This window comes from Amycolatopsis minnesotensis (genome assembly GCF_039529815.1).
GTDB classification, from domain to species: Bacteria; Actinomycetota; Actinomycetes; order Mycobacteriales; family Pseudonocardiaceae; genus Amycolatopsis; species Amycolatopsis minnesotensis.
In genome coordinates this window covers 46,612-59,930 of record NZ_BAAANN010000022.1, presented here as the reverse complement: position 1 = coordinate 59,930, position 13,319 = coordinate 46,612, and the positions used below count along the sequence as shown (strand labels likewise).

At 70.7% G+C, this 13,319-nt stretch carries 12 protein-coding genes; 6 read left to right on the top strand and 6 right to left on the bottom strand.

Annotated elements, in window-relative coordinates:
• The first annotated feature begins 116 nt into the window (after positions 1 to 116).
• Positions 117 to 803, top strand: coding sequence for an ABC transporter ATP-binding protein (locus ABD256_RS26080; RefSeq protein ID WP_344424193.1), 687 nt, complete (start codon positions 117 to 119; stop codon positions 801 to 803).
• 47 nt (positions 804 to 850) lie between these two features.
• Positions 851 to 3,274, top strand: coding sequence for an ABC transporter permease (locus ABD256_RS26075; protein WP_344424191.1), 2,424 nt, complete (start codon positions 851 to 853; stop codon positions 3,272 to 3,274).
• Between the two features lie 148 nt (positions 3,275 to 3,422).
• Here the strand turns inward: ABD256_RS26075 and ahcY are convergent, their stop codons facing one another.
• The gene (gene ahcY / locus ABD256_RS26070) at positions 3,423 to 4,874 is read right to left on the bottom strand and encodes an adenosylhomocysteinase (protein ID WP_344424188.1); all 1,452 of its coding nucleotides are present in this window, start codon (positions 4,872 to 4,874) and stop codon (positions 3,423 to 3,425) included.
• 150 nt (positions 4,875 to 5,024) lie between these two features.
• Positions 5,025 to 5,957 carry an RNA polymerase sigma factor gene (locus ABD256_RS26065; protein WP_344424185.1) on the bottom strand — a complete coding sequence of 311 codons (933 nt, stop codon included), beginning with the start codon at positions 5,955 to 5,957 and terminating at the stop codon, positions 5,025 to 5,027.
• 164 nt (positions 5,958 to 6,121) lie between these two features.
• Here ABD256_RS26065 and ABD256_RS26060 point away from each other — a divergent pair, with 164 nt between their 5' ends.
• Complete coding sequence (locus tag ABD256_RS26060) at positions 6,122 to 7,105, top strand: sigma-70 family RNA polymerase sigma factor (protein WP_425546522.1); 984 nt, start codon at positions 6,122 to 6,124, stop codon at positions 7,103 to 7,105.
• Positions 7,105 to 7,674 (top strand): TIGR03086 family metal-binding protein, encoded by a 570-nt coding sequence (locus ABD256_RS26055; protein WP_344424182.1) that lies wholly within the window; start codon positions 7,105 to 7,107, stop codon positions 7,672 to 7,674. The genes ABD256_RS26060 and ABD256_RS26055 overlap by 1 nt, the downstream gene beginning before the upstream one ends.
• Position 7,675: 1 nt before the next feature.
• Here the strand turns inward: ABD256_RS26055 and ABD256_RS26050 are convergent, their stop codons facing one another.
• Together ABD256_RS26050 and ABD256_RS26045 are read right to left on the bottom strand one after the other, a co-directional pair.
• Positions 7,676 to 8,917, bottom strand: a complete 1,242-nt coding sequence (locus ABD256_RS26050) for an NAD(P)/FAD-dependent oxidoreductase (protein WP_344424179.1) — start codon at positions 8,915 to 8,917, stop codon at positions 7,676 to 7,678.
• Entirely contained in the window at positions 8,914 to 10,269 is a 1,356-nt protein-coding gene (locus tag ABD256_RS26045) for an MFS transporter (RefSeq protein ID WP_344424176.1), read from the bottom strand. The genes ABD256_RS26050 and ABD256_RS26045 overlap by 4 nt, the downstream gene beginning before the upstream one ends.
• A 156-nt stretch (positions 10,270 to 10,425) precedes the next feature.
• On the opposite strand from ABD256_RS26045, the gene ABD256_RS26040 reads away from it, so the two are divergent.
• Both ABD256_RS26040 and ABD256_RS26035 read left to right on the top strand, forming a co-directional pair.
• On the top strand, positions 10,426 to 11,559 hold the full coding sequence (locus ABD256_RS26040) for a CdaR family transcriptional regulator (RefSeq protein ID WP_344424173.1): 1,134 nt from the start codon (positions 10,426 to 10,428) through the stop codon (positions 11,557 to 11,559).
• Positions 11,560 to 11,682: 123 nt separating this feature from the next.
• The gene (locus tag ABD256_RS26035; protein WP_344424170.1) at positions 11,683 to 11,838 is read left to right on the top strand and encodes a hypothetical protein; all 156 of its coding nucleotides are present in this window, start codon (positions 11,683 to 11,685) and stop codon (positions 11,836 to 11,838) included.
• A 63-nt stretch (positions 11,839 to 11,901) separates the two neighbouring features.
• Here the strand turns inward: ABD256_RS26035 and ABD256_RS26030 are convergent, their stop codons facing one another.
• Both ABD256_RS26030 and ABD256_RS26025 read right to left on the bottom strand, forming a co-directional pair.
• Positions 11,902 to 12,144 (bottom strand): hypothetical protein, encoded by a 243-nt coding sequence (locus ABD256_RS26030; RefSeq protein ID WP_344424167.1) that lies wholly within the window; start codon positions 12,142 to 12,144, stop codon positions 11,902 to 11,904.
• Between the two features lie 242 nt (positions 12,145 to 12,386).
• Positions 12,387 to 13,313 carry a GlxA family transcriptional regulator gene (locus ABD256_RS26025; RefSeq protein WP_344424164.1) on the bottom strand — a complete coding sequence of 309 codons (927 nt, stop codon included), beginning with the start codon at positions 13,311 to 13,313 and terminating at the stop codon, positions 12,387 to 12,389.
• Between the last annotated feature and the right edge of the window lie 6 nt (positions 13,314 to 13,319).

The window sequence follows — 13,319 nt, the reverse complement described above, 5'->3', positions numbered from 1 at the left end:
GCCGACCGGCGGCGGAGCATCACCCTCCCGGCGGGTCCGGCCCCCTACGAAAGTGACATCGCGGGTTCCGGTTCGCCGGACGTGGCGGCCACGGTCGTACGGCCACGCTGACCGCCATGACCGAAAAGTACGCCATCGAGGCCACCGGCCTGACCAAGATCTACGGCTCGGGAGACGCCGAGGTGATCGCGCTCGACCACGTCGACCTCGCCGTGGCGCGCGGCAGGTTCACCGCGATCATGGGCCCGTCCGGATCGGGCAAGTCGACGTTCATGCACTGCGCGGCCGGGCTCGACCGCCCCACCTCCGGCGAGGTGCGGCTCGGCGGCACGCCGCTGTCCGGCCTGCGCGACAACGACCTCACCGACCTCCGCCGCGAGCGCGTCGGGTTCGTGTTCCAGTCGTTCAACCTGCTGCCGACGCTCACCGCGCTGGAGAACATCACGCTCCCCCTCGACCTCGCGGGGCGACGGCCCGATCGCGAACTGCTGGACCGGCTCGTCGGCACGCTCGGCATCGAAGGCAGGCTCGGGCACCGGCCGAACCAGCTTTCCGGCGGCCAGCAGCAGCGCGTCGCCTGCGCCCGCGCGCTGGTGACCGGACCCGACGTGGTCTTCGCCGACGAGCCGACCGGGGCGCTCGACTCCGAAATGTCCGCACAGCTACTGGGTTTCCTGCGCGAGAGCGTCACCGAACTCGGCCAGACCATCGTTGTGGTCACCCATGATCCCGGCGTCGCCGAGTACACCGACGAGATCGTGCGGCTCGCCGACGGCCGCGTCACCGGGAAGGCGGCCCTCTGATGCTGAAGGCACTTCTCCGGGACCTCGCAGTCCACAAAGGACGTGCGGTGCTGACGTTGCTGGCCATCGCGCTCGGCGTCGCGGCGACGGTGGCGAGCATGGTCGTCTCCGATTCCGTCGCGGCGACGCTTTCCGAGCGGCCGACCAGATCCGATGCCGGGGTCGTCGTCGCGGGCCGGGGCGCACCCGTTGACGAGCAGGCGCGCACCGGGCTCGGGGCACTGCCCGGCGTGACGGCGGCGACCGGCGTGCGGGCGGGACGGGCCGGGCTGATCGGCACCGACGGCAAGCTGGTGACCGCGCCGGACAAGGCGGGCACCGGGTTCGACGGCACCGGGCGGTTCTCACTCGTCAACGGCAGGATTCCCGCGCACAACGGGGAAATCGCGCTCGAAAGCACGGCCGCGAAGAAGGCGGGGCTCTCCGCCGGGGCCACCGCTCGCGTGCTGCTGAACGGGGAAACGGCAAGGCTGCCGGTGGTCGGCGTCTACGACTACCGGCCGGTGGGACCCGCGTCGGGACCCATCACCGATCCGGTACCCGCCGTCGCGTTCGACGGTGCGACCGCGGCCACCCTGTTCGGCGGCTACGAACGCGTGGAGCTGACCACGAACGGCGATCCGCTCGCGATCGCGGACGCGGCGCGCCGGGCGGTGCCGGGCGCGGCTGCCGTCAGCGGTGCCGAACTGTCGGCGGCGGCGAAGGACGAGGTCGAGGGCACCGCGTCGGACCTGCGCGAAATGCTCCTGCCGTTCGCCGCGATCGCACTGCTCGTCGGCATGTTCGTCATCTCGAACACGTTCACCGTGCTCGGCGCGCAACGGGTGCGCCAGTTCGCCCTGCTCCGGGCGGTCGGCGCGCGCCGCGGCCAGTTGCGGCGGTCCATCCTCGCCGAGGCGGCGGTACTGGGGCTCGCGGGCGGCACGCTCGGCACCGCCATCGGGGCCGGGCTGGGGCCGCTGGTGCTGTCGGTGATGCGACCGGACGAAGAGACGTCGTACACGGTCACCCCGCTGGCCATCCTCACTGGCTACGCGGCCGCGGTCGTGGTGACGGTGCTCGCGGCGGGCGGGGCGGCGCGGCGGGCGGCGGCGGCCCCGCCGGTGGCCGCGCTGCGGATCGATCCCGTGGTACCGGGAAGGGTGCTGCTCAACCGATCCTTGACCGGTGCCGGGCTGATCGTCGCGTCGATCGTCACGGTGATCGTGACCGGGGACCCCGGCGCGGGCAACACGATCAGGATCATCGGGCTGTGCGGCGCGGTCGTCGGTGTGATCGGCGTGGTGCTGGTGGCGCCCGCGCTGGTGGCCCCGGTGCTCGCGCCGGTGCGGGCGGTGGTGACCAGGTTCGGCGGGCCGAGCGCGCGGATCGGAGTCCGCGGTGCCGGCCGAGACCCGCGCCGCACCGCGAGCACGGCCACCGCGATCACCGTCGGCCTCGCGCTGATCGGCGCGTTCGGCACCATCAGCGCGTCGCTCTCGGGACTGATCGGCTCGACGACCAAGGCGAACATACCGGTCTCGACCACCGTCCTGCAGCCAGCGGCCGGTGGCGGCTCCGCGCTCGCACCGTCTGATTTGGACAGTGTGAAAAGGATCCCCGGCGTGGATTTCGCCGCGGGCAGCAGGGACAGCCTCGCCGTCGTCCGCTACCCCGGCGGGGAAACCCAGCGCAAGAGTGCGGCTATCGAACCGGAAGCGCTCGGCACCGTGCTCACGCCGAAGATCACCGCCGGTTCGGCGGATGTCCGGCGCGGCGTGATGATTTCGCAGAACGAGGCGGACCTGCTCGGGGTGAAGCTGGGCGATCCGCTGACGCTGACCATCGAGCCCGCGCCGCCGATCTCGACGGTGGTCACCGGCGTGTACGCGGCGACGGAGTTCTCCGCCAGCCTCTACTACGACGTCGCGCTGGCACCGCCCGCCGTCCGCGATCACCTCACCGCGATCTACGCGACGGGCCACGACCCGGCGGCGGTGAAACGCGCTCTCGCAGGGGCGTTCGGGCAACGGCCGGACGTCGGCGTCACCGATCGGGACGGCGTGGTCGCGCAGAACGTGGAAACGCAGGCGATCGGGTTCAGCATGCTGTACGCCATGGTGGCCGTGGCGATCGTGATCGCGGTGCTCGGCGTCACCACCACGCTGGCGCTGTCGGTGATGGAGCGCACCAGGGAAATCGGGGTGCTGCGGGCGATCGGGGCGAGGCGGCGGCTGGTGCGCGCCACGATACTGGCGGAGAGCGTGGTGATCTCGGTGTTCGGCGCGCTGCTCGGGGTGGTCTCCGGTGCCGCGGTCGGCACGGTGCTGCAGCGCGCGATGTTCGGGCAGCCGCTGAGCGCGGCGGTGATCCCGTTCGACGTCATCGGAATCGCACTGGCCGGTGTGGTCGCCGCCGCCCTGGCCGCCGCCCTGTGGCCGGCGCAGCGTGCCGCGTCGGCCGATCCGCTCGCCGCCGTGAACGCGGCCTGACACCGGGTGGCGATGCAGCCGCCCCGAAGGATGCCCCTGTCGCGGCCGAGATGAGGTCCGCCGCGCGGTCCCTGAAGGGAGCCTTGGAGGAATCCGATTCCCCGAAGGCGCCCTTCAGGGCATCTCGGTCCTCAAGGCCACCTTCAGGTCAGTAGCGGTAGTGGTCCAGTTTGTACGGACCGCCGACGTCGACGCCGATGTACTCGGCCTGTTTCTTGGTCAGCTCGGTGAGCCGCACGCCGAGCGCGTCGAGGTGCAGGCGCGCGACCTTCTCGTCGAGGTGCTTCGGCAGGGTGTAGACGTCCTTGGCGTAGCTGCCCGGCTTGGTGAAGACCTCGATCTGCGCGATCGTCTGGTTGGTGAACGAGTTCGACATCACGAAGCTCGGGTGCCCGGTCGCGTTGCCGAGGTTCATCAGCCTGCCCTCGGACAGCACGAGGATCGCGTGCCCGTCGGAAAAGGTCCATTCGTGGACCTGCGGCTTGATCTCGTTCTTCCGCACGCCGGGCACCTTCGCCAGCCCGGCCATGTCGATCTCGTTGTCGAAGTGGCCCACGTTCGCGACGACGGCGTTGTGCTTCATCTTCAGCATGTCCGCGGCCATGATGATGTCGCAGTTGCCGGTGGTGGTGACGAAGATGTCCCCGCGCTCGATGACGTCGTCGAGGCGCAGCACTTCGAGCCCGTCCATCGCGGCCTGCAGCGCGCAGATCGGGTCCACCTCGGTGACCACCACGCGGGCGCCCTGGCCGCGCAGCGACTCGGCGGCGCCCTTCCCGACGTCACCGTAACCGCACACCACGGCGATCTTGCCGCCGAGCATCACGTCCGTCGCCCTGTTGAGACCGTCCACAAGGGAGTGCCGGATGCCGTACTTGTTGTCGAACTTGGACTTCGTCACCGAGTCGTTCACGTTGATCGCGGGGAAGAGCAGTTCGCCGTCGCGCGCGAAGCGGTACAGGCGGTTGACGCCTGCCGTGGTCTCCTCGGTGACACCACGGATTTCCTCGGCGATCCGGGTGAACCGCTTGCCGTCCGCGCGCAGGCTTTCCGCGAGCGTGCGCAGGAGAAGCCGGTAGTCCTCGGGGTCTTCCTCGCCGGGGTTCGGTACCGCGCCCGCCTTCTCGAACTCCACTCCCTTGTGGACGAGCAGGGTCGCGTCGCCGCCGTCGTCGAGGATCGAGGTCGGCGGGCCGTCCGGGAAGGCGAAGAGCTTGTCGGTGCACCACCAGTACTCTTCGGGCGTCTCGCCCTTCCACGCGAACACGGAAGTCCCTTGTGGACGATCCGGCGTGCCGTCCGGCCCGACCACCACGGCGGCCGCGGCCTCGTCCTGGGTGGAGAAGATGTTGCAGGACACCCAGCGCACCTGCGCGCCGAGTTCGACCAGCGTCTCGATGAGCACCGCGGTCTGCACGGTCATGTGCAGCGAACCGGCGATCCTCGCGCCCTTCAACGGCTGTGCCGCCGCGTACTCGCGGCGTGTGGCCATCAGGCCGGGCATCTCGTGCTCGGCGAGGCGGATCTGGGTGCGGCCCGCCTCGGCCAGTGCGAGATCCGCCACGGCGAACTCGACGCCGTTGATGGTTTGGTGCTTCACGAAAACTGCCTCCTTCGGAAAAGGAGGCGCCCTTCGAACGGGAGGCCGCGGCGAGCCGAGCGTGGCGGACCGTGGGCCCGTCGCAGCGCCTCTCGGCTCCGACCCGTGCCGGGATGCTCCGGCACGACACCGGAAATTCTGGCACAACTGTCAAGTGCGTGCCACCACCTCGGCGAGCCTGCCGAGCAGGAACTCCCGCTCCGGCCCGTTTCCTTCCAGCGCCAGCGCCGCGCGGTAGGCCACCGCGGCTTCGGCGGTACGGCCGAGCTTGCGCAGCAGGTCGGCGCGCGCGGCGGGCAGATAACGATATCCGGCCAGCGAGCCGTCCCGGTCCAGCGCGTCCAGCTCGGCGAGCGCGATCGCCGGGCCGTCGACCATGCCGAGCGCGATCGCCCTGTTGAGCGCCACCACCGGCGACGGCCACACCTTGAGCAGTTCGTCATAGAGCACCACGATCTGCGACCAGTCGGTGTGCGCGAAGCTCGGCGCGGTCGCGTGCACGGTGGCGATCGCCGCCTGCAGGGTGAACCGGCCGGGCCGCCCCGCCCGCAACGCGCCCGCGACGAGCCGCTGCCCCTCGTCGATCGCGGCGCGGTCCCAAGCGGAGCGGTCCTGGTCCTCCAGCGTCACCAGCCTGCCCTCGGCGTCCGTCCGCGACGCCCGTCTGGCATCGGTGACCAGCAGCAACGCCAGCAGGCCGCGGACCTCGACCTCGTCCGGCATCAGGTCGCGCAGCGCACCGGCCAGCTCGATCGCGAGCGTCACGACATCGCCGTGCACCAGCGCGTCACCCGAGGTCGCGGTGTGCCCGGTCGTGTAGAGCAGGTGGATGACGTCGAGCACCGCGTCGAGCCTGCCCGGCAGCTCCGCGCCCGACGGCATCCGGTCCGGCAGGCGGTTCTTCACCCGCGCGGCGTCCGCGAGCCGCGACGCCATGTCCCGTTCCGGCACCAGGAACACCCGTGCGATGTCGGCGATCGGCAGCCCGCACGCGAGCTGCAGGGTGAGCGCCACGCGCGCGTCACGGTCGAGCGACGGGTGGCAGCACGCGAAGAGCGTCCGCACCCGGTCACGTTCCTCCATCGCCACCACGCTCCGTCCCGGCGGCGGGCGCCACCGTCACAACTACGTCGTAGCGCGATGGCCCAACTCGACATCCGGCCAGGGAATTAGGCCGTTCGCGTTACCGGGAGGCGGATTCCGGCGCGCACCGATGACTTCCGCCGCGCCGCCGGGTCAGTACCGGTATGCGATCTATGCTCAGCCCGGTGAGCGGCGACTTCCTCGACCAGGCAGACCCGTACCGCCGCGAGCTGATGGCGCACTGCTACCGGATGCTCGGTTCGGTGCACGACGCCGAAGATCTCGTCCAGGAGACCTACCTCCGCGCCTGGCGCGGTTACGACCGGTTCGAGGGCCGGTCTTCGCTGCGCACCTGGCTGTACCGGATCGCGACGAGCGCGTGCCTGACCGCGCTCGAAGGGCGGTCGCGGCGCCCGATGCCGACCGGGCTCGGCGGCAGCTCGGACCCCGGTGACGAGCTGATCGACCAGGGCGAAGTCCCGTGGCTCGAACCGATCCCGGACCGGATGACCGACCCCGCCTCGGTCGTCGGGTCCCGCGAGAGCCTGCGGCTCGCGCTCGTCGCCGCGCTGCAGCACCTGCCGCCGCGCCAGCGCGCGGTGCTCGTCCTGCGCGACGTGATCCAGTGGCGCGCGGCCGAGGTCGCCGACGCGGTCGGGATCACCACCGCGGCGGCCAACAGCATCCTGCAGCGCGCCCGCGCGCAGCTCGCGCGGGTTCGCCCGGCCGAGGACACCGTCACCGAGCCTGCCGACGCCGAGCAGCGCGCGCTGCTCGACCGGTACGCGGCGGCGATGGAACGCAAGGACATCGCCACGATCGTCGAGCTGTGCACCGACGACGTCGTGTGGGAGATGCCGCCGTTCGGCAACTGGTACCTCGGCCCGGAAGCCGTCGGGCAGCACCTCGCGCTGCGCTGCCCCGGAAAGGCGGGCGATCTCCGGCTGCTGCCGATCGAGGCCAACGGCCAGCCGGGACTCGCCACCTACCTCCGCGGCCCCGACGGCCGCTTCCACGCGTTCAACCTGCAGGTTTTCACCATCACCTCGGCCGGGATCAGCCACGTCGGCACGTTCCTCGACGTCGCACTGTTCGCGAAGTTCGAACTACCGGAGAGCCTGCCCGCCGACCACGAGCCCGCGACCTGATGCGCCGCGAACCCGCCCTGCTGGGCGGTGTCGCGCTGCTGGAACGCGCGGTCACCTACGCGCTCGGCGCGCTGGCACTGGCCGGTCCGGTGGCACTGCACGAGCCGACACCGTGCCGGGGCTGGGACCTCCGGGCGCTGCTGGCACACCTCGCGGACTCCCTCACCGCCCTGTGCGAAGCGAGCGAGAGCGGCCACGTCCCGATCGCCGCACCACACCGCACTGACGACGACCCGGTGGCCGCCGTTCGCGACCGTGCGACGCGGCTCATCGGCTACTGGGCCGAGCCGGTGCGCGACGCGGTGTCCATTGAGGACCATTCGCTGACCGCGGGCGTCGTGACGAGCGCCGGCGCGCTCGAAATCGCCGTACACGGCTGGGACGTCGCGCGAACCCGCACCGCGCACCACCCAGTGCCCGCAGCACTCGCCGAAGAGCTGCTCGAAGTCGCGCCACTTCTGGTGTCCGATGTGGACCGTTCACATCGGTTCGCGCTCCCGGTCGCCATGCCGGTGGAAGCCTCGGCGAGTGACCGGCTCATCGCCTACTGCGGCCGCGATCCGAGCTGACCTATCTCGGCCGCACCCGGCGGGCCAGCCGGTCCGGGTCCAAAGCGGACACCAGCGCCGGGTCCGGTTCACCCGCCACGAAATCGGTGATCAGGCGTCCCGTCGCCGGGCCGAGCATCAGGCCGAGCATGTTGTGCCCCGACGCCAGCAGGATCCGCTCCCGGCCGGGCACCCTGCCGATCGCGGGCAGCCCGTCCGGCGTCAGCACGCGCGCACCGACCCATTCGTCCCGGCGGCCGTCCCAGTCGGCGGCGAGGTAAGGTCGCGCCGCGGCGACGATCGCGGCGATCCGGCGGGCGTGGAACGCGTCGGGGTCCGAGTCGAACTCCATCGTGCCCGCCACCCGCAGCCGCCCGCCCATCGGCGTGAACACGACGCGCGCGTCCCCGAGGTGCACCACCTGCCGCGGCAGCGGATCCGCCTCGACCGAGAAGCTGTACCCCTTGCCGGGGAACAGGTTCAGACCGGCCCCGAGCTGACGGCACAGCTCGCGCGACCGGACACCCGCGGCGATCACCACGGTCTCCGAGCCGAAGTCGCCCGCCGAACTCCGTACCCGTGCACCACCGGCGGTCTCTTCGACGAACGTGGCACGCGCGCCTTCGACGATGCGCACCCCCTTGGCGCGCAGGTGCGAGACGAGCCGGTCGACGAACCTCGATGGGTCGACGGACCACTGGTCGCCGACGAGGAAACCGGCGCGCGCACCGTCGCCCAACGCGGGCTCCAGCCCGCGAAGGCCGCGCGCGCCGAGTACGTCCGTGGCGAGGGGTGCGCCGATCTTCCGTTGCGCTTCCCACTCGGTCATCGCGGCCGCACGGGACGAAAACGCGAAGACGAAGCCGTGTTTGACCGTGTCACCGTCCACACCGGACTTCGCCAGCCCGGCGAACAGGTCGAAGGTGCCGTCGGCCAGCTTGGCGAGCGTGCGCACGCCCCGCGCGTACCGGCGTTCGGTCGTGTTGACCGCGAACCGGACCAGGAACCGGAGAAGGGCCGGGTCGGGGCGCGGGCGGATGTACAACGCGCTTTCCGGCCTCGGCAACCCGCGCAGCGCCGGGACGATCGTGCCGGGCGCGGGCAGCGGGACAACCAGGTCGGGGCAGATCTCGCCCGCGTTCCCCCGCGACGCCCCGCTGCCGACTCGCGCTCGTTCCAGCACGGTGACTTCGTGCCCGGCTTCGCTCAGGTAGTGCGCGCAGCACAGCCCGACGATTCCGCCGCCGACGACGGTGACCGTCATTTCACCTCCTGCGCGACGCGCGCGCGGCGTGCCGCCTGCCCGGTCGCCGAACTCGACTCCGCCAGCGTCATGCCGGTGGTTTCCGGTGCCAGCGCGAACGACGCGACGAGGCCGAGCACCGCGATCACCCCGCCGACGATCATGGTCACCCGCGTGCTGTGCGCGAGCAGCAGCGGAGCGCCGTAGGTGCCGATCGCGGCGCCGATCCTGCTGATCCCGGTGGCGAACCCGTTCGCGGTGGCGCGGACCCCGGTCGGGAACAGCTCCGACGGGTAGATCGCCTGCAGGCACTGGCTCGAAAACGACGCGATGCCGAACACCGCGAACAGCACGACCACCAGCCAGGTCGCCGGATTCCCGAGGATGCCGAGCAGGAACAACGGCACCGCCGCGATCCCGAAGCTCCACAGCAGCAGCCTGCGGCGGCCCTTGTTCACCACGAGCGCGCCGGACAACGAGCCGAGCACGAAGAAGACCTGGATGATCACCGAGCCGAGATAGGACGCATTGCCCTCGGCGAGGCCGAGCGAATGCAGGATCGTCGGCTGGTACGTCGTGATCGCGTAGATCGGCAGGAGCTGGCAGGCCCAGAAGACGCAGACGAACACGGTCCGCCGGAGGTACGGGCCGCGGAAGATGTCGCCGTACCGGGTGCGCGAGTCGCAGTCGGCGGCCACGTCGGACAAATCCGCGCCGGGTCCGAGCATTTTGCGGAGCACTTCGCGGGCTTCCTCGGTGCGCCCCTTGCTCAGGAGCCATCGCGGCGATTCCGGCGTGCCGATCCGCAGCAGCAGGATCAACGCCGCCGGTACCGCGCTGCTCGCGAGCATCCAGCGCCACGCGTCGTCACCGATCGAGAGCATCGCCCAGCCCGCGACGTAGGCGGTCGCGGCGCCGAGCGACCACATCGTCACCATCACCACGAGCAGCGGCCCGCGCGACTTCCGCGGCGCGAACTCCGAGGCGATCGTGGCCGCGATCGCGAAATCGGCGCCGATCGCGATGCCCATCAGGAACCGCAGCACGGTGAGCTGCCACGGGTCGGCGGCGAAGAACTGCAGCGCCGACAGGAGGATGAACGCGGCGATATCGGCGAGGTAGACCTTCTGCCTGCCGATCCGGTCGGTGACGTAGCCGAAGATCAGCCCGCCGAAGAACATGCCGACGAGCGAAGCCGAGCCGAGCACGCCCGCGGCCGTGCCGCTCATCGAAAAGGTACCCGTGACCAGCGGTAGCGCCACGCCGATGATGCTGAGGATGTAGCCGTCGCAGAACTCGCCACCACCGGCGTACATGGTGATGAGCCAATGCGTCTTCGACGGTTTGCCGTGTTCCAAGGACTGGTTCGCCATGCCGGACTCCCACCGTTTCCCGGGCGCGGCACGCCAGGGGATGCCGTGTTTCGTCAGCGATGACAAGTGACGCTAGCCACAGCGGACCGCGGAGTCAGCGGACGATCCGCACGAACATTCACACTTTGAAGCAGCTTGAGCTGTACGATTCGTACGATGAGCGCGCCGCTGCTGACCTCCGAACTGGCGCAGGAGATCGCGCGCGAGACGAGCACGATCATCGGCCTGAACGTGCTCATCACCGGCCGGGACGCGGTGGTCATCGGCAGCGGCGACGCGGCGCGGGTGGGCACCGTGCACGAGGCCTCGGTCGAGGTGCTGCGCACCGGTGAACCCGCGACGCATTCGGCCGAGCAGGCGCGCGCCCTGCACGGCGTGCGGCCGGGGATCACGCTGCCGATCGTGATCGACGGCGTCGCGGTCGGCACGGTCGGCCTCACCGGCTCGCCGCGGCGAGTCCGCCAGTTCGGGCTCGTGGTGCAGCGGCAGACCGAGATCCTGCTCCGCGAGTCCACTTTGGTCAGATCACGGCTGCTGCGGGAGCAGGCGCTGGAAGACCTGCTCCGCGACATCGCGTTGTACGACGCCGACGTGGTCGAACCGGGCGCGCTCGCGGCCCGCGCGCGAGAACTCGGCCTGGACCCGACTCTGACCAGGACCGCGATCGTCATCGAAGCGCGCGAGGCGGAGGCACCGCGGACGATCCGCGAGGTGTTCGGCGATCCGCAGGACGTCGTCGGCGAGATCAGCGCCGGCCGGTACGCGGTACTGCACCACGCCGCGAGCCGAGCCGAGCTCGGCAGGCGCGCCGGGCTGACGATCGCGTTGCTGCGCGAACGGCACGGCACGGAAGCGCTCGCCGGGACCGGCGAACCGGCCACCGACGTCGCCGGGCTGCACCGGTCGTACACCGACGCCGCGGCCGCGCTGCGCCTCGGCTCGAAGCTCGGCGGCGACGCGGCCGTGTTCCCGATCGACGGCCTCCGCGTGCCGCAGCTACTCGAAACCACCGCGCACGAAGCGCGGGCGCGGTTCGTCGCCGGGCAGCTCGGCGGCCTCGGCGACGATCCGAACCGCCCCGCGCTCGTCGCGACGGTGATCGCGTGGTGCGAGTCGGGTTTCAACCTGGTGCGCGCGGCCAAGGCCCTGCACGTGCACCGGAACACGCTGGTGTACCGATTGGACAAGCTGACCAGGCTGTCCGGTCAGGACATTCGCGATCCAGCGAGGGCATCGGCCGTGTACCTGGCCTGCCTCGCCGAACGGGTCGGTTTCCAGCACGCCGGTTAGCCCAGCGCAATCCCCAGAACACGCACAGCGATCAGAACCAGGCAATACCGGCAAGATTGCTCGCGGTCTGTGTTCAGTCACCCAAATCACGGTAAGGTTGGGGCGACTGGGAAGGGAGGGGTCATGGGGAAGGTCATCGGGATCCTGGCCGTGGTCTTGATCTTGTTCTTCGTCATCGTCCACCCCGGCCAGTCGGCCGGTCTCGTCAACAACATCATCGACTGGTTGCGCTCCGCCGCGGAAAGCATCATTTCCTTCGTGCAGAAGCTGTTCGCGTAACCGCGCGGTAGTCGGGCAGCTCGATCGCGTTCGCGGTCGAGCTGATCTGCTCGGCCACCTTCGTCAGCGCGAAGTTCGTCCCCGGCAGGCGTGGCCCGATCCACACCTTCGACCGCGGCACCATGCGCACCAGGACAGCGCGGCGACCAGATCGAACGCCGGTACGGGATCGGCGTTGACGTGTTCGCAGTTTGTCCAGCACCGGCACCGGTCCACTTCGGACAATGCGGCGGCGGGGATCGACCAGCCCATCGACTTCGCGGGCTCCTCACCCGGCTGCGACACGGCCTTGCGCGCGGCGATCATGGCTCCGCACCGCTTTCGGCGACTGGCTTTGCCGACCCGTTGCCGATCTTCGCGGATTACCCGGCGTTTTCGTTCACTCCGGCCGTGGCCGATGAGCTGCTTCCCTTGCCGGGAGACCGATCCGGTGCATCCGGTGTCCACAGCGGAGCGGTTGCGGTCGTTGATTCCCGGGGCCGTGTTGCCCGTGTCCTCGTCCGCGGAAGCTGGACGTCTCGGGTTCCGGCTTTCCTTTCCTGATGTTCTCAAGCGCTAGTGGGCGGTTCCGCGGCCGCCCGCGAGCGAAGCCGCCGGAGCATCCTGGCGTCTTCGAAGCCGACCGCGCGGGCCGCGGACTCCACGGCCGAGCCGCCGTTGATCAGGTGTTCGGCGCGCTCCAGGCGGAGCGTCTGCTGGTAGCGCAACGGGGTCAGGCCGGTCGTGGTGACGAACAGCCTGGTGAGCGTGCGTTCGCTGCAGCCAGACGCCTTCGCGAGATCGCCGAGCGGCAGGCGATCGGTGAACCGGGCGTCGATCAGGTCCTGCGCGCGGTGCACGATATCGCTGAGGTGCGCGCGGTGCCGCAGCATCGCGCTGGTCTGCCGGGCATCGCCGTTGCGGCGGGCGTAGACGACCATCGACCTCGCGATCCGGGCCGCCGCGCCGGGACCGTGCCTGGTCGCGACGAGGTGCAGCGCGAGATCGATACCGCTCGCGATACCGGCCGACGTGACGATGCCGCCGTCCTCTACGTACAACACGTCGCGCACCACCCTCGCCAGCGGGTACCGGGCGGCCAGCTCGTCCTGGACCTCGTGGTGCGTCGTACACCGGCGGCCGTCCAGCAGGCCCGCCCTGCCGAGCGCGTCCGCGCCCGCGCACACGCTGGCGACCAGGCCACCGTTCGCGTGATGCTCCCGCAGCCTCCGCAACACCGCCTCGGTGAAGGGGGTGCCGGGCAGGCGCGGTGCGCGCCAGCCCGGCACCAGGATCAGGTCCGCCGCGGTCAGGCCGGGCCAGGCGGTGCCCGCCTTCAGCGGAATGCCTTGCGCCGTCGGCACTTCCCCGGTTTCGGCCACATAGGCCAGCTCGTAGCCGAGCCCGATGTCGGCGGCCGTCGAGAACACCTGCGCGGGACCGGCGAGGTCCAGCAGGTGCACGGCCGGGGCGAGGAGGAAGGCAACCTTGGTCACGATCCG

What these genes read in the sequence shown, in the direction of transcription:
- ABD256_RS26080 (WP_344424193.1), top strand. Translation starts at nt 117, where the DNA reads ATGACCGAAAAGTACGCCATCGAGGCCACCGGCCTGACCAAGATCTAC.
- ABD256_RS26065 (WP_344424185.1), bottom strand. Translation starts at nt 5,957, where the DNA reads ATGGAGGAACGTGACCGGGTGCGGACGCTCTTCGCGTGCTGCCACCCG.
- ABD256_RS26060 (WP_425546522.1), top strand. Translation starts at nt 6,122, where the DNA reads ATGCGATCTATGCTCAGCCCGGTGAGCGGCGACTTCCTCGACCAGGCA.
- ABD256_RS26055 (WP_344424182.1), top strand. Translation starts at nt 7,105, where the DNA reads ATGCGCCGCGAACCCGCCCTGCTGGGCGGTGTCGCGCTGCTGGAACGC.
- ABD256_RS26050 (WP_344424179.1), bottom strand. Translation starts at nt 8,917, where the DNA reads ATGACGGTCACCGTCGTCGGCGGCGGAATCGTCGGGCTGTGCTGCGCG.
- ABD256_RS26045 (WP_344424176.1), bottom strand. Translation starts at nt 10,269, where the DNA reads ATGGCGAACCAGTCCTTGGAACACGGCAAACCGTCGAAGACGCATTGG.
- ABD256_RS26040 (WP_344424173.1), top strand. Translation starts at nt 10,426, where the DNA reads ATGAGCGCGCCGCTGCTGACCTCCGAACTGGCGCAGGAGATCGCGCGC.
- ABD256_RS26035 (WP_344424170.1), top strand. Translation starts at nt 11,683, where the DNA reads ATGGGGAAGGTCATCGGGATCCTGGCCGTGGTCTTGATCTTGTTCTTC.
- ABD256_RS26030 (WP_344424167.1), bottom strand. Translation starts at nt 12,144, where the DNA reads ATGATCGCCGCGCGCAAGGCCGTGTCGCAGCCGGGTGAGGAGCCCGCG.